Origin of the sequence: Pseudomonas sp. AN3A02, from assembly GCF_011765255.1 — a bacterium.
GTDB lineage: Bacteria > Pseudomonadota > Gammaproteobacteria > Pseudomonadales > Pseudomonadaceae > Aquipseudomonas.
Window position 1 is genome coordinate 968,790 of the sequence record NZ_JAARNI010000002.1, and the last position, 20,575, is coordinate 989,364.

The window sequence follows — 20,575 nt, forward strand, 5'->3', positions numbered from 1 at the left end:
TAGGTGACAGCCTCAATTAATTAGACCGAGGCTTTACCATGAATCGATACATGCCCCTTACAGGCAACGATTGCGACATCCCTTCCCTGCTCATCGACACCCAAGCGCCGCTCGACGTACTCCACCAGGCTGCCGCTTACCGCATCAACGCTGTGACCCAACTGCTGGAAAATATCGCCTTCCGCGAAGAAATCAGCAGTGACGCCGTCGTGCTTCACGACTTTGCACGCCTGCTCGCCATTCCTCTACGCGATGGCTGTGACCTGATGGACGTAATAGGCCGCCGGATCCAACCTAGCAACGCCTGAACAAAGCACACCCTGCTTCTGTAGGAGCAAGCTTGCTCGCGATGGACGTCAACGATAACTCGGGAAGCCTGACACCCAACGGCGCTCTCAGGTTTTTCGCGAGCAAGCTCGCTCCTACAGTAAGCGGCCGTTCAGAACGGTCCTTTCGTCATCACCCGCTCATCAATAAAGCTACGCAACATCGCAATACGCTGCGTATAGGTTTTGCTCAGGCAACTGACTTGGGCACCGCACGTATGCCGTTGCTTGAGCCAGGCAGCCTGATCATCCATCAACGAACCGCGCCCTCCCATGGCCATGAAGTGCCGGTTGAGGTCATAGAGCAGCGCCATTGTCACATCCTGATCATTCAGGGAGCGCGTGGCACAGATGGTTTTCTCGTCAGCCGCCTTCGCCCGGTCACAGTCAAAACTGGCCGCCAGGCTTGCAGGGCTTAGCCACAACACGGAAAACCCGGCGAGCACTGCGAATACCGCCGGTTTAAACAAACGAACTGCCATGGAAATATCCTCCTGTTGATCGTCTGTCTGACACTCAGCGGCGTTCTCAGTTTCTTCGCGAGCAATCAGCACAGCGTTCGCTGCAGTGCTTTTCTCCATTCGCCATATCGCGCATCCATGGCGGCGTCCACAGCCGGCTCAAACCGCTCCCGCTGTCGCTCCAACCCCACCAACGCCGCATCACTGGCCCAGATGCCCAACGCCCGGCCTGCCAAATGCGCAGCCCCCAGCGCCGACACCTCCGGCGACCGGCTTCGCACCACCGGCCGCTGCAACAGGTCCGCCAAAAACTGCATCAGCCAGCGATTGCGCGTGGCGCCACCATCCACCCACAGCTCTTTCAACGGGCTGCCAATATCCTGCTGCATCGCCTCGAACACATCCCGAATCTGATAGCCGATGGACTCCAGCGAGGCCCGCAAAATATGTGCACCCGACGTGGCTTCAGTCAGGCCACAGATCAACCCACGCGCGTCGGCCTTCCAGTGCGGAGCACCCAACCCAGAAAGCGCCGGGACAAAGTACACGCCACCATTGTCGGGCAGTTGCGCCGCCTGCTCGGTCAACGCATCCAGTGACTCACCCGCCACCAACCGCGAAGCCCATTGCACCGCCGCACCGGTGTGCACGATGTTGCCTTCCATGCCGTAGGTCGGTGCCGAACCGTCATGCCACGCCAATGTAGTCGACAAACCATGGGTGGACGCAATCGGCCCGCTCATGGGCGTCATTAGTGAAGAACCCGTACCGAGGGTGGCCTTGACCAACCCCGGCGCAAACCCACCCTGCCCGTACAACGCGGCATGGGAATCACCCATCATCGACATCACCGGAACCCCGGCAGGCAAACGCCCGAAACCTTTGGTCTGTGCAAAGAACCCCGCACTGGGTTGGATTGGTGCCAGCGCCGCCGCCGGAATGGTAAACAGCGCCAGCAGCTCCGGGTCCCAGGCGCAGGTGTGCAGGTTGAACAGTTGCGTACGTGACGCGTTGGAGTAATCGGTGGCGAATACGCCGCTGAGTTTCCACAGCAACCAGCTATCGACCGTGCCCAGGCAGATTTCACCGGCAGCCGCCCGTGCATGGCCGTTTTCAAGGTTGTCCAGAATCCAGCGAAACTTACCCGCCGAAAACATCGGGTCCAGGGCGAGGCCGGTCTTGGCGAGGATGGTTGCTTCATGCCCCTGCTCGTGCAGTTGCGTACACAGCGCCGTGGAGCGCCGGCACTGCCAACTGATGCACGGCGACAGCGGCTCACCGGTGTGACGGTCCCAGGCCACCACCGATTCACGCTGGTTACTGATGGCCAAGGCCGTAATCGGCCGATCAACCTGGGCCAGGCACTCGTCAATCGCCGCCAGGGTATTCGTCCATATCTGCAACGGGTCCTGCTCGGAGAATCCGGCCTGGGGATGGCTGATGCTCAAGGCCCGCGAGCCTCGGGCAATAACCTGCCCACGTTCGTTGACCAGCACCGCCTTGGCGTTGCTGGTGCCTTCGTCTATCGCCAGGATCAGCGGAGTATTTTCAGTCATGTGATTCACCGCAACCGAGTGGCTGCCGCCACAATCCCAGCCGCGTCGATGTTATGCAAGGCACGGGTCGGTTCGCGGGCGCCGGCAGCGGCGTATTCGCCATCGCCGATGCCCAGGCGGATCAGCGGGATGCCCAGCCCGGCCTCGGCCAGCACTTCGGCCACCAGGCTGCCGAGGCCGCCATTGATGTTGTGCTCTTCGACGGTGATCACACCGCCCGTCACACTGAGGGCACTGAGCAATGCATCACGCTGCAACGGCCGGATCGACGACAGGTTGATCACTTGCGCCTCAATCCCCTGCTCCGCCAAAACGCGGGCGGCGTCCACCGCCTCATGCACCACCGATCCCAACGCGACGATGCTGACGTGCGCCCCGTGGCGCAGTACATCGATCTGCCCTGGCACAAAGCGATAATCATCGCCATGCACGTCCGGCAGGGCTTTGCCATCCAGGCGGATATATACCGGGCCGTGGTAACGCAGGGCATAATCGACAATCTGCCGGCATTCGATAGCGTCTGCCGGGGCAAAAATCTGCACGTTGCCAAAACCGCGCATCACCGAAATGTCATCCAGGCTGTGGTGAGTGCTGGCCAGCGGGCCGTAGCTGGTGCCGGCATTCAGGCCGAACATCTTGACGTTGGCCTGGTTGTAGCAAACGTCCACCTTGATCTGCTCATTCGCCCGGGAGATCAAAAACGGCGCGGCATTGCACGTCGCCGCGATCTTGCCGCCCAGCGCCAGCCCGGCCGCGACACTGACCAGTGACTGCTCGGCAATGCCCACGTTGATCAAGCGCTCGGGAAAACGCTGCACAAACGGCCCGATCTTGGCCGTGGAGGTGGAATCGCTGACCACCGGCACCACGTCGAGCCCGGCGTCGACCGCCGCAATGAAGGCTTCCACCATGACGCTCGCCAAATGTTCACTCGCCATGACTTAACTCCTCCAGTGCTGCGTTGATTTCATCACCCTTGGGCACGCGGTGGTGCCATTCGGGACGGGCTTCGATAAAGGACACGCCTTTGCCTTTGATGGTGTGGGCAATCAGCACTTGAGGGGCGCCTGTGTGGGTCTGCATGGTTTCCAGGGCTTCGATCAGTTGGCCGACGTCATTGCCGTCGCACTCGCTGACGCCGAAACCGAACGCCGCCCATTTCACGTCCAGCGGGTCCAGCGGCATGATTTCCGCGGTCAACCCCGCCAGTTGCAGCTTGTTCTTGTCGACGATCACAAACAGGTTATCCAGGCCGTATTTGGCGGCAGCCATGGCCGCCTCCCAGTTGGAGCCTTCCGCCAGCTCGCCGTCGCCGGTGAGCACATAAATGCGTTTTTTACTGCCGGACATTTTTGCTGCCAGCGCCAACCCCACCGCCACGGGCAAGCCATGGCCCAAAGCACCTGTGTTGAGTTCGATACCGGGGGTTTTCTGCCGCACCGGGTGGCCCGGCAAGTGGGAGTTGAAGTGTTGGTAGGTGGCCAGCCATTCCTCTGGAATGTAGCCGGCTTGTGCCAGGCAGCAGTACAACCCGCCCACGCCATGGCCTTTGCTCTGGATGTAGATATCGCGCTCGGGGTCTTCGGTACGTTCCGGGCCCGTGTTGAGGATGCGAAAGTACAGGGTGGCGAGGATGTCGGTTTCCGAGAGGTCAGCACCGGTGTGGCCGCCCGCCGGTGAGTCGGCGTTCAGGCGGATAACGTGGCGCCGGATCAGGCGGGCCTGTTCTTTTATCTGGCGGGCGTCGTACTGGAAAGCATTCATGCAGCGGCTCCTTTGAGGCTGACCACGCGAGGTGAAAGTGTCCAAGGCTGCCTTTTGAATATTTATTCAGCCATGACAATATATTTCTATTTAGACGCCGATCCGCCAGCAGGTCAAGGGAGCGAACGGCTGAAAAATGAAATAAAAGTCGCAAATACCCCTCGGACAGACGGCGAAAAACCTTCGCGCACTCGTCTATCGCGCTGGTTTCAGGGCGGCAAAAACGCAGGTTAGGGAGGACTCAAGAAAATTAAAGCGCTTGACTTTGACACCGTGTCACTAGAATCTGAATTAACAGTCAGGCATGCATAAATATTCAAAGCCACCTGACGAACTCCAAAAAAAATAAGTCAGGAGAACAACGTGGACGCCAAAGCCTCTGTCCATCACCCGGCCGACCTCAAGCCGACCCGCCGCCCACGCCTGGTGAAACTGCTTCCCAGCAATATCGGCGGCCCGCTGATCGGCCTCGTGCTGCTGGTGCTGGTTTTCTCCTTCAGTTCCGAATTCTTCTTTTCCCTGCGTAACGGCCTGAACATTCTGGATCAGGTCACCGTGCTGGGCATTCTCGCCATCGGCATGACCGCCGTGATTGTGATCGGCGGGATCGACCTGTCAGTAGGCTCGGTGCTCGCCTTCTCCATGATGATGCTCGGCTGGTTGTATCAGGACCAGGCCGTGCCGCTGGGCCTGGCGATTCCGATCTCGATCGGCACCGGCATGCTCGCAGGCCTGGTGTCGGGCGGGCTGATTACCTACGCCAAGCTGCCGCCGTTTATTGCCACGCTGACCATGATGTCGGTAGCTCGCGGCCTGGCGAACATCCTGACGGAAGGCCGGCAGATTGTCGGCTTCCCCGACTGGTTCACCAGCCTGGCCACCGTACGCCACTTCGGTTTTCTGTCGGCCACTGTCGGGTTGTTTTTGGTGATGCTGGTGGTGGCGTGGGTGTTCCTGCGCTTTCGCGCCGGCGGTCGCAACCTTTATGCGATTGGCGGCAGCCCGGAAGTGGCACGGCTGTCAGGCATCAAGGTGCGCGCGATTACCCTGTGGGTGTACGCCATCAGCGGTGCTCTCGCCGGCATCGCCGCCGTGACCCTGGCTGCCCGCCTCGACTCCTCGCAACCGAGTGCCGGCCTGAGCCTGGAGCTGGACGCCATCGCTGCGGTGGTGATCGGCGGTGCCAGCCTGAGCGGCGGCGTGGGCAGTATCGGCGGCACCCTGGTGGGTGTGCTGATCATTGGCGTGTTGCGCAATGGCCTTAACCTGCTGGGCGTCTCGCCCTTTATTCAACAAGTGGTGATCGGCGTGGTCATCGCCCTCGCCGTAACCATCGATACCCTGCGACGCCGCTCCAGCACTGCCCGTTAAACCTGTTCGACAGTTGACACCCTCCAACAATAAAACCAGGAGTCACCGACATGTTCAGCACCAAGAAACTGCTACTGGCTACCGCCCTCGCCGCCGCCACTTTAGCCACCGCCGGCACCACCTGGGCCAAGGACCTGACCATCGGCCTTGCCGTGGCCAACCTGCAGGCCGACTTCTTTAACCAGATCAAGCAATCGGTGGAAGCCGAAGGCAAGGCCAAGGGGATCAAGGTGATCACCGTGGATGCCCAAGGCAACTCCTCGACCCAGGTCAGCCAGATTGAAGACCTGATCACCCGCCAGATCGACGTGCTGATCTACATCCCGGCCGGCGCCACTGCCGCCGGTGTGCCGGTAAAAGCCGCCAAAGCTGCCGGCATTCCAGTGATCGCCGTAGACCGCAACGCCCCTGACGCCCCCGGCGATACCTTTATCGCCAGCGACAGCGTGGCCGGCGCCAAGGCGCTGGCCGAATACGTAGGCAAGGTCACCGACGGCAAGGGCCGCATCGCGGTGCTGCAAGGCCAGTTGGGCACCACCCCGGAAAACGACCGGGCCAAGGGTTTTCAGGAAGGCCTGAAAGCCTTCCCCGGCCTGAAGATCGTTGCCGAACAACCGGCTGAATGGGCCCAGGATAAAGGCTTCGCCGTGGCCCAGGACCTGCTCCAGCGTGACCCGAACATTACCGTGTTCTTCGGGCGTGCCGATGCCATGGCGCTGGGTGCAGCCCAAGCGGTCAAGGTCGGTAACCTGGATCACAAGGTGGTCGTGGTGGGCTTCGACGGTGACGTCGCCGGTCTCAAGGCGGTGGAAAGCGGCGTGCTGAATGCAACCATGACCCAGCAGACCCAGAAGATGGGCCGCCTGGCCGTGGCATCGGCAATTGACTTGAAGGCCGGCAAAGACGTACCCAAGGAGCAACTGCTGCCTACCGTGCTGACCACCAAGGACAACGTCGCGCCTTTCCTGCAACAGCACCCGTAAGCCCCGGAGGTCTTCATGCAAGCAGCTCTGGATAATCGCCAGGCACAACCGGAAGCGGTGCTGTGCCTGCGCAATATCGGCAAGGCTTATGGCCCGGTGCAGGTGCTGTCGCAGATCAACGTCGACATTCGCCCCGGCGAAGTGTTGGCGTTGCTCGGGGAGAACGGCGCGGGCAAGTCGACGCTGTCGTCGATCATTGCCGGCCTGGTGCAACCCGAGGCCGGGGGCAGCATGACCTGGCTCGGCGAGCCTTACGCGCCGGCCTCTCCGGGTGCTGCATTGGGCGCAGGTATTGGCCTGATCCACCAGGAAATCCGCCTGCTGCCGCAACTGTCGATTGCCGAAAACATCTTCGTCGGACGCCTGCCCATGCGTCACGGGCGGGTCGACCGCGAGTACATCGAGGCCCAGGCGCAGAAGCAACTTGAGCGCCTGGGGTTGAAGGTCCCGGCGTCGCACAAGGTTGAAGGTTTGAGCGTCGCGGCCCAGCAACTTGTCGAAATTGCCAAGGCGCTGACCCTGAATGCACAACTGCTGATCCTCGACGAACCCACCGCGGCATTGGGTGGCGAGGAAACCGAGTTGCTGTTCCAGCAGGTCGAGCGGCTCAAGGCCGAAGGCGTGTCGTTCATCTACATCAGCCATCGCCTGGAAGAAATCGCACGCATCGCCGACCGGATCCTGGTGCTGCGGGACGGTCGCCAGATCGCCCTGCACGCCAGCGCCCAGGTGCCGGTGCGCGAGTTGGTGGAGCAAATGGTCGGGCGCAGCCTGGAGCGGATTTTTCCCGCCTTGCAGCCGCCACAAGCGCGGGTGATGTTGCAGATCAAAGACCTCACTTGCCGTGAATTTGCCTTGCACGGAATCGACTTCAGCGTGCGCGCCGGTGAGGTGTTCGGCATCGCTGGCGTGGTGGGCGCAGGCCGTACCGAGCTGGTGCGCACCATCGCCGGTGCGGCGCAGGACATCAAGGGCCATATGCTGCTGGACGGTGAAATCCGCCGCCTGCGCTCCCCTTCCGAAGCGATCCAGGCCGGCGTGGTGCTGGTGCCCGAAGACCGCAAGCAACAAGGCGTGGTGGTCGAGCATCGCATCGAAGACAACATGATGTATGGCAATACCGACCTGCTGGACAAGCGTGGCTGGGTACTGCCCGGCCGCCTGCGGGAGTTTGCCCAGGCAGCCGCGACACGCCTGGGTGTGAAAGGTGCGCCGCAGCAACGCATCTCCAGCTTGTCCGGCGGCAATCAACAAAAAGTGATCATTGCCAAATGGCTCGCCCGTAACCCGAAAGTATTCATTCTGGATGAGCCGACCCGAGGCATCGACGTCGGCGCCCGCGCGGCGATTTATGAAGTGATCGCAGACCTGGCGGCCAATGGCATGGCGGTGATTGTGGTCAGCTCCGACCTGGATGAAGTGCTCGGCCTGTCGCACCGGGTGATGGTGATGAGCCGAGGGCGGCAGATGGGGATTCTGGAGCGCGGCGCGGCAACCCCGGTTTCAGTCATGGAAATGGCTACGGCTTAAACAATTCGACGTGGAGCAACCCATGCAACTTTTCAGTCTTAAAGATCAGGTCGCCTTCGTCACCGGCGCCGGCAGCGGCATCGGCCAGGCCATCGCCGTGGGCCTGGCCGAAGCCGGGGCCGATGTGGCCTGCTTCGACCTGCCCGGCAGCCCCGGTATCCGCAGCACCGTAGAACGCATCGAAGCCCTCGGCCGCCGTGGCCTGGCCCTGGCCGGTACCGTTACCGACCGCAATGCCCTCGACGCCGCCATCGCCCGCACTGAAAAAGTCCTGGGCGACCTCAGCGTGGCCGTCAACTGCGCCGGTATCGCCAATGCCCAGGCCGCCGAAGACCTCGAACTGCAACGCTGGCAAGCCACCCTCGACATCAACCTCACCGGGATTTTCCTGAGCTGCCAGGCCCAGGCGGCCGTGATGCTGCCCCGAGGCAAAGGGGCCATCGTCAACATCGCCTCGATGTCCGGCAGCATCGTCAACCGTGGCCTGCTGCAAGCTCATTACAACACCTCCAAGGCCGGGGTGATTCACCTGAGCAAAAGCCTGGCGATGGAATGGGCAGACAAGGGCCTGCGGGTCAATTGCATCAGCCCTGGCTACACCGCCACACCGATGAACTCGCGCCCGGAAGTGGCCGACCAGGTGAAGATTTTCGAACAGACCACGCCCATGGGCCGCATGGCAAGCGTTGAAGAAATGGTCGGCCCGGCGATTTTCCTGGTCAGCCAGGCCTCGTCTTTCTGCACCGGCGTCGACCTGTTGGTCGATGGCGGTTTTGTGTGCTGGTAACTCACTGGAGCCCTTCAAATGTCTCAACGATTCAGCGGTAAAACCGTAGTGATCACTGGCGCCTGCCGTGGCATCGGTGCCGGCATTGCCGAACGCTTCGCCCAGGAAGGCGCCAACCTGGTGATGGCCTCCAATGATCTGGAGCGCGTGACCTTCACCGCCGAGCAGCTGGCCAAGGAGTACGCGGTCAACGCCCTGGCTCTGGCCATTGACGTGACCAGTGAAAGCGATATCGAGAAGCTCTACAGTGAGGCGCACGCGCGCTTTGGCAGCATCGACGTATCGGTGCAAAACGCTGGCATCATCACCATTGACCACTTCGACAAAATGCCCCGCGCCGACTTCGACAAGGTGCTGCAAGTCAACACCACCGGCGTGTGGCTCGGCTGCCGGGAAGCCGCCAAATACATGGTCAAACAAGGCAGCGGGCGCCTGATCAACACCTCTTCCGGGCAGGGCCGCCAGGGCTTCATCTATACCCCGCACTACGCCGCCAGCAAAATGGGCGTGATCGGCATTACCCAAAGCCTGGCGCTGGAACTGGCGCGGCACAACATCACGGTCAACGCGTTCTGCCCCGGCATCATCGAAAGCGAAATGTGGGACTACAACGACCGGGTGTGGGGCGAAATCCTCAGCACCGACGAAAAACGCTACGGCAAGGGCGAGCTGATGGCCGAATGGGTCAAGAACATCCCCCTGCGCCGCGCCGGCAAGCCCTCGGACGTGGCGGGCCTGGTGGCGTTCCTGGCCTCGGACGACGCGGCTTACCTCACCGGGCAGGCGATCAATATCGACGGCGGCCTGATCATGTCGTAACGAGCGGCGCCGGTTTGGTATCCTCACCGGCTATTGATGTCATTGACTGAGACCGTCATGAGCCAGATCGAAGAACAACGGCTGATCACCAAGATCGCCAGCCTCTATTACGAAGAAGGTCTCAAGCAGTCCGAGATTTCCGAACAGCTGGATTTGTCCCAATCCTTTATCAGTCGCGCCCTGCGCCGGGCGCTGCAGGAAGGCGTGGTGAAGATCACCGTCATGCGCCTGCAGGGCCTGCACCTGGAGCTGGAAACCCAGTTGCAGCGCCGCTATGGCGTGCGCCGGGTGATCGTGGTCGAGGCCACCGAACCGGGGGTTGATGAGAGCATCAAGCAAGCCATTGGCTCGGCCGCCGCGCACTACCTGGAGACCAGCCTGTCGCCCCAGGACCACATCGGCATCTCGTCGTGGAGCAGCACCATTCGCGCCATGGTCGGGCACCTGCACGCCCAGCCCGGCAAACAGGGCGCCCAGGAAGTCGTGCAACTGCTCGGCGGTGTCGGCAACAAGGGTGCGTTTGAAGCCACCCTGCTGACCCAACGCCTGGCCACCCTGCTCAACTGCCCGGCATTCCTGCTGCCGTCCCAAAGCATCGAGCAATCGGTGGAGAGCAAGCAGCGCATCATCGAGATGGAAGAGGTCAAGGAAGTGCTGAACCGCTTTGACAGCATCACGTTGGCGATTGTCGGGATTGGCGACCTGGAGCCCTCGCAACTGCTGCGCAACAGCGGCAACTACTACACCGAAGACATGCTGCGCCTGCTGGCCGAGCGCGGCGCGGTGGGGGATATTTGCCTGCGCTACTTCGACGCCGAAGGGCGCCCGGTGCTCGAAGAGGACGAGGAATTCGTGGTGTCCGTGGCCCTGCCGAAACTGCGTTCGATCCAGCGGGTGCTGGGCCTGGCGGGGGGGCCAAGCAAGGGCCAGGCGATTCGCGGCGCGCTCAAGGGCGGCTATCTGGATGTTTTGATCACGGATCTGGACACTGCCCAGGCGTTAAATACACCTGGGTAATCTGATAACCAGCGGGTCCTTCACATTTTTCGCGAGCAAGCTCGCTCCTACAGAGGGGCGCGCGCCCCGCCTTGCCCAAACCGATGAATCGCCAGGCAATACCCGATCAGCGCCACCGCCGCCAGCAACCCGCCCGCCGCGCCGATCCAGGCGAAACCAAAGTGGCTGCCCACCCAACTGCCCATCAACGCCCCGCCGCCGATGCCGATGTTGTAGATCCCGGAAAACATCGCCATGGCCACATCCGTCGCATCCGGCGCCAGCACCAGTACCTTCGATTGCAGCGCCAGGCCAAAGCCCATGATCGCCATGCCCCAGAACACACTCAGGGTCACCAGGTACGACACCTCGCCACTCAACGGCAGCAGCAACGCCAGGCACAGCGCGAGGATGGTCACGGCGGTGATCAGGAACCGATGCGGGTTAAAGCGATGCACCAGGCTGAACAGCAGCGAACCGATGATGCCCGCGCCGCCGAACACCAGCAGGATCAGGGTCACGGTGTTGCCACTCATGCCGGCAACGCCTTCAACGAACGGTTCAACATAGCTGTAGGCCGTGAACTGCGCCGTCACCACCATCGCCGTCAGCACATACAACGCCACCAGCGCCGGGCGCTTGAACAGCAGTGGCAGGCTGCGCAACGAACCGGAGTTCTGGCTCGGCAGCAGCGGTAAGGTGCGCGCCAGCCAGAACACCAGCCCGGCAGCAAAAGCGCCGATCACCAGGAAGGTGGTGCGCCAACCCATGGCTTCGCCCAGCAGGCGGCCCAGCGGAATACCCAGCACCATCGCCAGCGAAGTACCGGTAGCCAGCAAGCCGAGGGCCTGCACCTGCTTGCCCTCCGGCGCCAGACGCACCGCGAGGGAGGCCGTGATCGACCAGAACAACGCATGGGACAGCGCAATGCCGACCCGGCTGAGCATCAGGATGCCAAAGCTGGTGGCCACGCTGGACAGGATATGGCTGGCGATAAACATGCCGAACAGCACGATCAACAGCTTGCGCCGCTCGACGTTGCGGGTCAGCAGCATCACCGGCAGCGAGGTCAGGGACACGATCCACGCATAGATGGTCAGCATCAGGCCGACGCTGGCGATGGGCATGTCGAAGCTCGCGCCGATGGCACTCAGCAGGCCGACCGGCACAAATTCGGTGGTATTGAAGACAAAGGCGGCCAACGCGAGGGCGAAGACCGGTTGCCAGTTGGCTTGAGGTGTTGCGGCGGAAATGCTCATTTACAGGTCGTCGTACTCATGTGCGCGCGGATCTTGCCGGCCCGATGCCGGCCCTTGAGCCGCGCGCAAAAAATAGTAACACGACGGTTCAGGGATCGACTTGCCCCATCAGCTCGGGAATCGATTCCGGACGCTTGGCATAGCGCTGGGCCAATGCCGCGCAGACCATCAGCTGGATCTGGTGAAACAGCATCAATGGCAGGATCAGCACGCCCATGCTCGCCCCGGCAAACAGCACCTGGGCCATCGGCACGCCGGTGGCCAGGCTTTTCTTCGAGCCGCAGAACAGGATGGTGATCCGGTCTTCCTGGCTAAACCCGAAAGCCTTGCCCAACACCGTGGACGCCACCAGTACCAGGGCCAGCAACACACAGCAGGCCACCACCAGGCCACCCAGTTCCCACAACGGAATCTGGTGCCAGATGCCTTCGTTGACCGCTTCGCTGAACGCGCCGTAGACCACCAGCAGGATCGAACCCTGGTCGACGAACTTCAGCCAGGACTTGTTACGCCCTACCCACTCGCCGATCCAGCGCCGGGCGATTTGCCCGGCGATGAACGGTAGTAACAACTGCACGCTGATTTTCAGGATCGCATCGATCGTGGAGCCGCCGTCGCCATGCACGTTGAGCAGCAAGGTCACCAGTAACGGCGTCAGGAAGATCCCGAACAGGCTCGACGCCGCCGCGCTGCAAATCGCTGCAGGGATGTTGCCCCGGGCCAGGGAAGTAAAGGCAATCGCCGACTGCACGGTGGCGGGCAATGCACACAGATAGAGCATGCCCATGTACAGGTCTTTGCCGATCAGCGGCGACAACACCGGCTTGAGCGCCAGACCCAGCAGCGGAAACAACACGAAGGTCAGGCTGAACACCAGCAGGTGCAGACGCCAGTGCCCAGCACCGGTGACGATGGCCTGGCGCGACAGCTTGGCACCATGCAGGAAAAACAGCAGCGCGATGGCCAGGTTGGTCACCCAGCCAAAGGCCACGGCGGTCTGGCCGCTGGCGGGCAGCAGGGACGCGAGGATCACCGTGGCCACCAGGGTCAGGGTGAAGTTGTCAGGTAAAAAGCGTGGGCGGGTCATAAGCCAATCTTCCGGGGGTTGCCAAGAGCATCGTCGCGACTCTAACGTAACGGCTTGTTACCGACTAACGCCAATGAGCCAGTAAATGCCGCCTAAAGGACATGACAAAACCGTGCGCCGCAGCGTGCCCGGGCTTTCCAGCCTGCCGAGGCCGGTGTATGGCCGCACCGAATCCCTGCCCAACCGCGCACTGACCCGCCGTCACAGTCACCCGTGGGTGCAGTTGTCCTACGCGATTTCCGGGGTGCTGGAGATCCAGACCAGTGCAGGACGCTTCGTCGCGCCACCCCAGCGGGCCGTGTGGATCCCGGCCGGCATGCCGCACCGGGTGTTCAGTTCGCCCCATACCGAGATGCGCAGCTTGTACCTGGATTGCAGCGTCACCGGCTGGGCGGCCGAGCGCTGCCAGGTGCTGGCGGTGAGCAGCCTGTTGCGGGAGTTGATTCGCAGCTTCAGTGAATTGCCGGTTGAATATGCCGAGGACGGCCCGGATGGGCGGCTGGCCCAGGTTGTGCTGGACCAGTTGGCCGCCGCCCCCCAGGTCGACCTGATGTTGCCGCTGCCGGCCGACAGCCGGTTACGGCAGATTTACCGCAGCCTGAACCTGCACCCCGAGCAGCAAACCACCCTGGGGCAATGGAGCCAGAAACTGGCGGTGAGCGAAAAAACCCTCAGCCGGCTGTTCCTGAGCGACACCGGCCTGACCTTCCGCGCGTGGCGCCAGCGCCTGCGATTGTTGAGCGCCCTGCCCGCCCTGGAACAAGGTGAACGGGTGACGGATGTGGCATTGGCCTGCGGCTATGAGTCCACGTCGGCTTTTATCAACGCCTTCCGCCAGCAGTTCGATGCCACACCGGGTGAGTTCTTTCGCTGATCATCAGACAACAAAGACCCAAAATGAGAACGGGATCCCCTGTGGGAGCGGGCTTGCTCGCGAATGCGGTGGATCAGTCGATACATGTGCTGGCTGACCCACCGCATTCGCGAGCAAGCCCGCTCCCACATTTTTGTGTGCGTTTCAATTCAGGATAGAGTCAGCTCCCGTCACCGCCGTGGGCCTCTTCAAAGAAGTAATCCTTCCAACTCCCCGCCTTGTTCTTCAGTACCCCCAACGCCTGCAATTTCTCCGCATAAATATAGGTACGCTGCGGCACGATGGTGAAGTCGATTTCCGGGTCCTGGACGATCTTCTCCACCAGCGCCAACGGCAGCTTCGATTGCTCGACACGAATATATGCCTGGGCCGCTGCCGGTTTGTCAGCCTTGATAATCTTCTCTGCCTCGGCCAGCGCGTCGTAGAACGCCTTGTAGGTCTTGGGGTTTTCGTCGTGGAATTTCTCGGTGGTGTACAGCACGTTGAACGTGGCCGGGCCGCCGAGGATGTCGTAGGAACTCAGCACCTTGTGCACCTTGGGATTCAACAATTCCTGGTACTGGAACGGCGGGCTGGAAAAGTGCGCGTTGATCTCTGAACCGCCGGCAATCAATGCGGCAGTAGCGTCCGGATGCGCCAGGCTGATGGAGATGTCGTCAAACTTCTTGTAGTTGGCATCGCCGAATTGCTTGGCGGTTTCAATCTGCAAGGTGCGCGACTGGAAGCCCACGCCCGCCGCCGGCACGGCGATGCGGTCTTTCTCGCTGAAGTCCTTGAGGGTCTTCACGTCCGGGTTATTGGTCAGCAGGTAATTGGGCATCGACCCCAGCGAGGCAATAGCCTTGACGTTCTGCTTGCCCTTGGTACGGTCCCACAGCGTCAGCATCGGCGGCACACCCGCCGAGACCACATCCAGCGCGCCAGCCAGCAGCGACTCGTTCATCGCGGTGGCGCCGGAGATGCTGTTCCACTCCACCTTGATGTCCAGGCCCTGCTCCTTGCCGTGTTTCTCGATCAGGTTCTGGTCGCGAACCACGTCGAGGATCAAGTAGCCAATGCCAAATTGCTGGGCGATGCTGATTTTGCCTTCGGCGTGTGCACCAAGGCTGAGGAGCACACCGGCTGCTGCCAGGAGGGTCAGGGTGGGTCGTTTTATTATCATGAGAACGCTGCCGCGACATAGAGAAGGGCTGCGAGCGTAGCGACCCGCGTACGGTGCGAAAAAGAATATCGAGATCTATGGATATACGAAAAACACTGCCCGCGGGCGCTTTCGGCTGGTATCGTCCCGCCCTTGAAAAAACCGCTGCGAGGAAATCGACCTTGAACACTGACGAAAAAATGACCGGGGACCTGTTCGAGGTGGACAAGCGCCTGTCACTCAGGCCCGTGGTGGACTTCAACAACTACCTGCGCGGCGCGTTCGGCGATGGCCCCTGCACCTGTATCCGCTGCGTCGCCAGCGAAGGCAGCGAGGCCGGTTACGAGTTCCAGCACACGTTCGATTTCGACGCCAAAAAAACCCACCGCCGCTTCGCCTCCACCGCCGGCAGCGACGTGCTGCTGATGCTGAAAAAGGCCTGGCTGTCCTACACCAAGGCCGAGCTGCCGCTGAGTGGCGCGCTGGCACTGGACACGGTGAAAGAGTTTGTCGAGCCGCAGCTGCACAAACGCGTGGCACCGCTGTTTCTGGCCAGTGGGTTGGTCAAGGATGTGGAAGGTGAATGGCGGATGCAGCCGCAGGCCGCCTGATCCGCCCTGCGTTGATCAGTAACCCACGCCACGCACCCCACCCGAAGCGCGAATGGATTCGCCGGTGACCCAATGGGCGTCGTCGGACGCCAGGAACACCGCAACCGGCGCGATATCATCCGGCTCGCCAAAGCGCCCCAGCGGCGTGCCCGCAATAAGCTGCTGGCCAAACTCACCGGCAAAATGTCCGTCGGTGGCAGGCGTGTTTGTATGCCCCGGCAGGATCGAATTGACCCGGATCCCCTTCGGCCCCAGTTCACGCGCCAAGGCGAAGGTCAGCGTATCCACCGCGCCTTTGGTCGCCGAGTAGACGCTGGAGGCCAGGTAGGGATCGGTGCTGAGAATCGAACTGATATTAATGATGCTGCCCCCTTGGCCAAACAACTTGACGGCTTCCCGAGCAGCCAGAAGATAACCCAGCACATTGAGGTTGAACTGGCGATGGAACGCCTCTTCGGTCAAGTCCTCGATCATCTGGAACACCGCGACACCGGCATTATTGACCAGGATGTCCAGGCGGCCATATTCGCTTCTGACCGTGTCGAACAGCTGCGTCACGGCGACTGCCTGGCTCATGTCGGCCCGCACGCTCATCGCGCTGCCACCCTTGGCCTGGATTTGCGCAACCACCGCATCGGCGTCCGCCTTGCTGGTGGAATAGTTGACTACCACCGTAGCCCCCGCTGCGCCCAGTGCCTTGGCAATCCCTGCGCCGATGCCTTTTGAGGCGCCGGTAACCACTGCGATTTTTCCGTCGAGCTTCATGGTGTGACCTTCCAAAGGTTAAGTGATACCGCTTGCCGACAGTATTCAGGCCGCAGCGGGTGCAGCGGTTGCCGGTTCTTCTCCCGTGCTTGCCTATTCTTCTCGCCTGGCTTGCGTTGCCCGACGGCGTGCCTCATGTTCAACGTCATGAACAATCAACTCGATGAACTGCGCAGCCTCGTCATGCGTGCTGGCAACCAATGGACCGACACCGGCTTGCCGCGCGTGACGATGGTGCGGGCCGAAGCCTGTGCCGATCAGGTCTACCAGCCGATGTTGCACCTGGTGCTGCAAGGTTCGAAGACCTTGTGGATAGGCGACCAGGAGCAAACCTACGGGCCCGCCAGCTATTTCGTGGTGCCCGTCGAGGTACCCGCCACCGGCCAGATTCACCCTTGTGCCCCGGGGCTGCCTTATCTGGCTCTGAGCCTGACCCTGGACCACAACGTGATCGCCACGCTATTGGCCGACGAGATCGCGACCGGCGAGCGCACCACCAACAGTTGCTTTGCCGCCGTGCCTGCACCCGCCGAGCTGATTGATGCCTGGCTGCGCATGCTGCGGCTGATGGATAGGCCCAACGAAGTTGCCGTATTGGCGCCGATGATCGAGCGGGAAATTCTGTTTCGGGTCTTGCAGGGCCCTCTACGGGCAACGTTACTGGACATGGCCCGTCCCGACGGCCGCCTGGCGCAGATCCGCCGCGCGACCGAGTGGATTCGCCAGCACTTCAATCAACCCTTTCGCGTTGAGCCATTGGCAGCCATGTCCGACATGAGCGTCGCGGCGTTTTATCGGCACTTCAAAGCCATTACGGCCATGACCCCGATTCAGTACCAGAAACGCCTGCGCCTGCTAAGAGCACGCTGGTTGCTGCTGTTCGACACCCAGGATGCGGCGTCGATTGCATTCAGCGTCGGGTATGAAAGCGCCTCACAGTTCAGCCGCGAATATGCCCGGCTATTTGGCTTGCCGCCGGGGCGTGATGCCGCCAGGTTCAAGGTGCCTGGCGGGTGACGAGGGTCCGGTGATTGGCTTACACGTCAATAATCGTGGTGCCCGCGATGGATTCGGCAAACTCCCTACCCAACAGTTGCCCCGGCGTTGCGAACCCCGGTTGGCGTTCACCGGCCAACACCCGGCGTGCCGCTTCCACCGCCGCCAAGGGGGTGTAGGTGTAGCCGTTAACGGTCTCGATCACCGAGCGCACTACCCGGCCATCCGCGCCTGTGACTTCTGCCACTGCCCGGGCACGATGGGCCTCACGCTGTTGAAGGCTGGGGCCGTCGGGCAGTTGTGACAGGTCACCTTCGGGAAACGCATCGCCGCTGATGTGCACGAACATGGCGATATTCGGGATGCCCGTGGAATGCCACGCCGTCACCAAATCACCAAAGGACAGCGGCGCACACAGTACCGGGCCATCGCCAAAATCCATGGAATACGGTTGTGCATTCGGGGTGGCGATGAGCTGCCCGTCCACCCGCGCCAGGATCCCCGCGCCGATGATTTCGCCCACGCTCAAGGCCGAGCCCCGGGACATGGAGCCGGGCACCTGCAAGGCTACTTTGAGCGACTGCGGGTTCTGCACACGACTCGCCACCTGCATCGCCAGGCAATCCGTCGGCACCACGTCCCAGCCCACCCCGGGCAACAGCATGACGCCCGCCTCAGTTGCCAGCGCGCCCAGTTGCTCTGCCAAGCGGTAAACGTTGATTTCGGCGGTGATGTCCAGGTAGTCGACACCTGCTGCGATACACGCCTGCATCAGCACGCCCGCCGTCTGCGCAAACGGCCCCGCGAAATTCAACAGCACGTCGATACCCTCCAGGGCGTCCGTTCCCAGGGTGTCCGGGGTGAATACTCGGTACGGCGCACCCAGTTGCGCGGCCAGCGGTTCCAGGCGTTGGCGATTGCGCCCGGCAATCACCAGGTCCAGCCCTTGTGCCTGAGCGTTTTCGGCCGCCATGCGCCCGGTGTAGCCCGTGGCGCCGTAGATCATTAAGGTTTTCATTGGGTGTGCTGCCAGTTCTTGTAGACAAATTCCAGGCTGTAGCCGTCGGGGTCCAGCACGTTGGCGGCGTAGTAGTTCGGGTCATAGTGCAAACGTGCACCCGGTGCGCCGTTGTCGACAGCACCCGCATTGATTGCCGCCAGGTAGGCCGCATCGACCTCGGCCCTGCTGCTGGCGACAAACCCCACATGCACCGCCCTGCCCTCGACCACACCCTCGCGCAACCAGAAGAATATCCGCCCATTGGCGCCAAACCCTTTGAGGTCCGGATGGCCGGGTGGGCCATCCTTACCGTCGTAGTCGTGGCGCGTGATGATGCCCAGCGGGGTGAGTGCGGCCTGGTAGAAATCGATGGAACGTCGAACATCGCTGACCGACAAAAAGACATGATCCAGCATGCTGTAGCCTCGCTTTTCAGATGATGTAACCGCCCGCGACCTCGATCGTCTGGGCATTGATCCAGCGGCCTTCTTCAGACAGCAACATGGCGATCACGCGCGCCACATCCTCGGGCTCGCCCACTCGGCCAAGGGCCGTTTGGGAAGCCAGCAGCGCTTCGAACTCGTCATTGAGCCCGCCGCCCAGTTCGGTGCGGATGGCCCCCGGAGAGACGGCATTCGCACGGATCTGCCGCTCGCCAAACTCCTTGGCCATGTAACGGGTGAGTACATCCAGCGCGCCCTTGAAGGCTGCGTAAGGCGCGACCCCGGCGGTTGCCACGCGAGTCGTGGCGCTGGTGAGGTTGACGATGCAGGCGTGGGCTCGCAGCAGCGGCAACAGGGTTTGAGTCAGGAAAAACGGCCCTTTGAGGTGCACATTCAGCAGGCCGTCGAACTGGGCCTCGGTGACCGATTCCAGGGGATTGAACAGGCCATAACCGGCGTTATTCACCAGCCCACTCAGGCCGCTCACACCCCAGGTCGCCGATAACGCCCGTGTTACCGCCTCGGCAAAACCCTCGAAGGAGCTGACGTCAGCCACATCCAACGGCAGCGCCAGCGCCTTGCCGCCCGCCGCCTCAATCTTCTGCACTACTGCGTGTGCGGCCTCTGGATGGCGGTTGTAGGTCAGGATCACGCCCATGCCTTGCCGGGCACACAGCTCTGCAGTGCTGGCACCAATGCCAAGGCTGCCGCCGGTGATAAGGATAACGCCCATGTGTGGCTCCACTGCTTGCTCAAATGAGTCACCACAGTAGGCTTGTCCGCCTGATCCGCCGCAGCCGTTCCTGCTCGAAACCTGCCTGTTTCTGCTTTTTGCTTGCACATGACACGCCTGGGCGCTCAGCATGCCCGGCATGAACACACAACTGATCGAACTGCGTGCCTTGGCCGCCAAGGCCGAAAACCGCCGCACTGAAACGGGTATCCCGCGGGTGGCCATGGTCCAGGGCGCGATTCCCGAGCATATGCTGGCCGCCGTGTATGACCCGATGATCAACCTGATCCTGCAGGGCAGCAAATCCATGACCGTGGGCGACCGCACCCTGCGGTACGACCCGGCGACGTATTTCGTGATGTCCATCGAGCTGCCTGCGGTGGGCACCGTGCACCCGGCGGCGACCGGTGAACCCTACCTGGCGGTCAGCCTGACACTGGACCCGACGGTGCTCGCGACGCTACTGAGCGACTTGCCCGAACCTGCCGGGCGCTACGACCACGATGCCGGCTTTTCCGTGGCTGCCGTCACCCCGGAGTTGATAGACGCCTGGCTGCGCATGCTGCGGCTGATGGGCAACCCCGAGGCAATCGCCGCCCTCGCGCCGGTTTACGAGCGCGAGATTCTCTACCGCGTACTGCAAGGCCCCCACGGCTGGATGCTGCGTGAAATAGCCGCGCCGGACACCGCCATGGCCCGGGTGAGCCAGGCGATCCAGTGGATTCGCCGGGACTTCGCCGAACCGATCCGGGTAGAAGCCCTGGCGCAGAAAGCCGCGATGAGCGTGTCGGCCTTCCACCGGCACTTCAAGGCCGTCACCAACCTGAGCCCGTTGCAGTATCAAAAACGCGTGCGCTTGCTGCAGGCCCGCACGTTGATGGTGGCCAGCGCCAAAAACGTCACCAGTGCCGCCTTCGAAGTCGGCTATGAAAGCGCCACCCAGTTCAGCCGCGATTACGCTCGGGTATTCGGCCTGCCACCGGCGCGGGATGCGGCGCGAATCCTGGGGGAAAACCGGGGCCCGAAGGCGAACTGACAACAACGTGCTAGCCTGCCATCCCACGCCCCACGAC

General features: G+C 61.9%; 22 protein-coding genes. 11 read left to right on the plus strand and 11 right to left on the minus strand.

Annotation, left to right across the window (positions count from 1 at the left end; all coding sequences use genetic code 11):
* The first annotated feature begins 50 nt into the window (after positions 1 to 50).
* The gene (locus HBJ59_RS14235; RefSeq protein ID WP_076016326.1) at positions 51 to 308 is read left to right on the plus strand and encodes a hypothetical protein; all 258 of its coding nucleotides are present in this window, start codon (positions 51 to 53) and stop codon (positions 306 to 308) included.
* Positions 309 to 439: 131 nt separating this feature from the next.
* Here HBJ59_RS14235 and HBJ59_RS14240 read toward each other — a convergent pair whose 3' ends face one another.
* Genes HBJ59_RS14240 through HBJ59_RS14255 form a run of 4 tightly spaced genes read right to left on the minus strand, consistent with a single transcriptional unit; the run spans position 440 to position 4,107 of the window.
* Entirely contained in the window at positions 440 to 907 is a 468-nt protein-coding gene (locus HBJ59_RS14240; protein WP_372241473.1) for a lysozyme inhibitor LprI family protein, read from the minus strand.
* Positions 874 to 2,343 (minus strand): glycerol kinase GlpK, encoded by a 1,470-nt coding sequence (locus HBJ59_RS14245; protein WP_167663906.1) that lies wholly within the window; start codon positions 2,341 to 2,343, stop codon positions 874 to 876. Before HBJ59_RS14245 ends, HBJ59_RS14240 begins: the two co-directional genes overlap by 34 nt.
* A 5-nt stretch (positions 2,344 to 2,348) precedes the next feature.
* The gene (locus tag HBJ59_RS14250) at positions 2,349 to 3,281 is read right to left on the minus strand and encodes a transketolase family protein (RefSeq protein WP_167663907.1); all 933 of its coding nucleotides are present in this window, start codon (positions 3,279 to 3,281) and stop codon (positions 2,349 to 2,351) included.
* Positions 3,271 to 4,107, minus strand: coding sequence for a transketolase (locus tag HBJ59_RS14255; RefSeq protein WP_076016329.1), 837 nt, complete (start codon positions 4,105 to 4,107; stop codon positions 3,271 to 3,273). Before HBJ59_RS14255 ends, HBJ59_RS14250 begins: the two co-directional genes overlap by 11 nt.
* A 363-nt stretch (positions 4,108 to 4,470) precedes the next feature.
* Between HBJ59_RS14255 and HBJ59_RS14260 the strand changes: the two genes are divergently transcribed.
* The 6 genes from HBJ59_RS14260 to HBJ59_RS14285 are packed head-to-tail and all read left to right on the plus strand — an operon-like array spanning position 4,471 to position 10,614.
* Positions 4,471 to 5,478, plus strand: coding sequence for an ABC transporter permease (locus HBJ59_RS14260; protein WP_076016330.1), 1,008 nt, complete (start codon positions 4,471 to 4,473; stop codon positions 5,476 to 5,478).
* Positions 5,479 to 5,528: 50 nt separating this feature from the next.
* Positions 5,529 to 6,461, plus strand: a complete 933-nt coding sequence (locus tag HBJ59_RS14265) for a sugar ABC transporter substrate-binding protein (RefSeq protein WP_076016331.1) — start codon at positions 5,529 to 5,531, stop codon at positions 6,459 to 6,461.
* A 15-nt stretch (positions 6,462 to 6,476) separates the two neighbouring features.
* Positions 6,477 to 7,991, plus strand: a complete 1,515-nt coding sequence (locus HBJ59_RS14270) for a sugar ABC transporter ATP-binding protein (protein ID WP_167663908.1) — start codon at positions 6,477 to 6,479, stop codon at positions 7,989 to 7,991.
* 22 nt (positions 7,992 to 8,013) lie between these two features.
* A complete protein-coding gene (locus HBJ59_RS14275; RefSeq protein WP_076016333.1) occupies positions 8,014 to 8,778 on the plus strand; it encodes an SDR family oxidoreductase in 765 nt (254 codons plus the stop codon).
* 18 nt (positions 8,779 to 8,796) lie between these two features.
* Positions 8,797 to 9,597: a glucose 1-dehydrogenase gene (locus HBJ59_RS14280; RefSeq protein ID WP_167663909.1), complete on the plus strand. Its 801-nt coding sequence runs from the start codon at positions 8,797 to 8,799 to the stop codon at positions 9,595 to 9,597.
* A 57-nt stretch (positions 9,598 to 9,654) separates the two neighbouring features.
* Positions 9,655 to 10,614, plus strand: a complete 960-nt coding sequence (locus HBJ59_RS14285; protein WP_167663910.1) for a sugar-binding transcriptional regulator — start codon at positions 9,655 to 9,657, stop codon at positions 10,612 to 10,614.
* A gap of 47 nt (positions 10,615 to 10,661) precedes the next feature.
* On the opposite strand, the gene HBJ59_RS14290 is transcribed toward HBJ59_RS14285, so the two are convergent.
* Both HBJ59_RS14290 and HBJ59_RS14295 read right to left on the minus strand, forming a co-directional pair.
* On the minus strand, positions 10,662 to 11,852 hold the full coding sequence (locus tag HBJ59_RS14290; protein ID WP_167663911.1) for a sugar transporter: 1,191 nt from the start codon (positions 11,850 to 11,852) through the stop codon (positions 10,662 to 10,664).
* 88 nt (positions 11,853 to 11,940) lie between these two features.
* Complete coding sequence (locus HBJ59_RS14295; protein ID WP_167663912.1) at positions 11,941 to 12,939, minus strand: bile acid:sodium symporter family protein; 999 nt, start codon at positions 12,937 to 12,939, stop codon at positions 11,941 to 11,943.
* A gap of 85 nt (positions 12,940 to 13,024) precedes the next feature.
* Between HBJ59_RS14295 and HBJ59_RS14300 the strand changes: the two genes are divergently transcribed.
* Positions 13,025 to 13,813 (plus strand): helix-turn-helix domain-containing protein, encoded by a 789-nt coding sequence (locus HBJ59_RS14300; RefSeq protein WP_088425796.1) that lies wholly within the window; start codon positions 13,025 to 13,027, stop codon positions 13,811 to 13,813.
* A 160-nt stretch (positions 13,814 to 13,973) separates the two neighbouring features.
* Here HBJ59_RS14300 and HBJ59_RS14305 read toward each other — a convergent pair whose 3' ends face one another.
* Positions 13,974 to 14,975 (minus strand): ABC transporter substrate-binding protein, encoded by a 1,002-nt coding sequence (locus HBJ59_RS14305; protein ID WP_167663913.1) that lies wholly within the window; start codon positions 14,973 to 14,975, stop codon positions 13,974 to 13,976.
* A 161-nt stretch (positions 14,976 to 15,136) separates the two neighbouring features.
* Between HBJ59_RS14305 and HBJ59_RS14310 the strand changes: the two genes are divergently transcribed.
* Entirely contained in the window at positions 15,137 to 15,565 is a 429-nt protein-coding gene (locus HBJ59_RS14310; protein WP_167663914.1) for a hypothetical protein, read from the plus strand.
* A 15-nt stretch (positions 15,566 to 15,580) separates the two neighbouring features.
* Here the strand turns inward: HBJ59_RS14310 and HBJ59_RS14315 are convergent, their stop codons facing one another.
* Complete coding sequence (locus HBJ59_RS14315) at positions 15,581 to 16,330, minus strand: SDR family NAD(P)-dependent oxidoreductase (RefSeq protein ID WP_167663915.1); 750 nt, start codon at positions 16,328 to 16,330, stop codon at positions 15,581 to 15,583.
* A gap of 147 nt (positions 16,331 to 16,477) precedes the next feature.
* Here HBJ59_RS14315 and HBJ59_RS14320 point away from each other — a divergent pair, with 147 nt between their 5' ends.
* Positions 16,478 to 17,347, plus strand: coding sequence for an AraC family transcriptional regulator (locus HBJ59_RS14320; RefSeq protein WP_167663916.1), 870 nt, complete (start codon positions 16,478 to 16,480; stop codon positions 17,345 to 17,347).
* Between the two features lie 19 nt (positions 17,348 to 17,366).
* Here the strand turns inward: HBJ59_RS14320 and HBJ59_RS14325 are convergent, their stop codons facing one another.
* Genes HBJ59_RS14325 through HBJ59_RS14335 form a run of 3 tightly spaced genes read right to left on the minus strand, consistent with a single transcriptional unit; the run spans position 17,367 to position 19,502 of the window.
* Positions 17,367 to 18,344 carry a trans-acting enoyl reductase family protein gene (locus HBJ59_RS14325; RefSeq protein WP_167663917.1) on the minus strand — a complete coding sequence of 326 codons (978 nt, stop codon included), beginning with the start codon at positions 18,342 to 18,344 and terminating at the stop codon, positions 17,367 to 17,369.
* Positions 18,341 to 18,742, minus strand: a complete 402-nt coding sequence (locus HBJ59_RS14330; protein ID WP_167663918.1) for a VOC family protein — start codon at positions 18,740 to 18,742, stop codon at positions 18,341 to 18,343. The genes HBJ59_RS14325 and HBJ59_RS14330 overlap by 4 nt, the downstream gene beginning before the upstream one ends.
* A gap of 16 nt (positions 18,743 to 18,758) precedes the next feature.
* On the minus strand, positions 18,759 to 19,502 hold the full coding sequence (locus HBJ59_RS14335; RefSeq protein ID WP_167663919.1) for an SDR family NAD(P)-dependent oxidoreductase: 744 nt from the start codon (positions 19,500 to 19,502) through the stop codon (positions 18,759 to 18,761).
* Positions 19,503 to 19,641: 139 nt separating this feature from the next.
* On the opposite strand from HBJ59_RS14335, the gene HBJ59_RS14340 reads away from it, so the two are divergent.
* Complete coding sequence (locus HBJ59_RS14340; RefSeq protein ID WP_178124268.1) at positions 19,642 to 20,538, plus strand: AraC family transcriptional regulator; 897 nt, start codon at positions 19,642 to 19,644, stop codon at positions 20,536 to 20,538.
* Positions 20,539 to 20,575 lie beyond the last annotated feature (37 nt).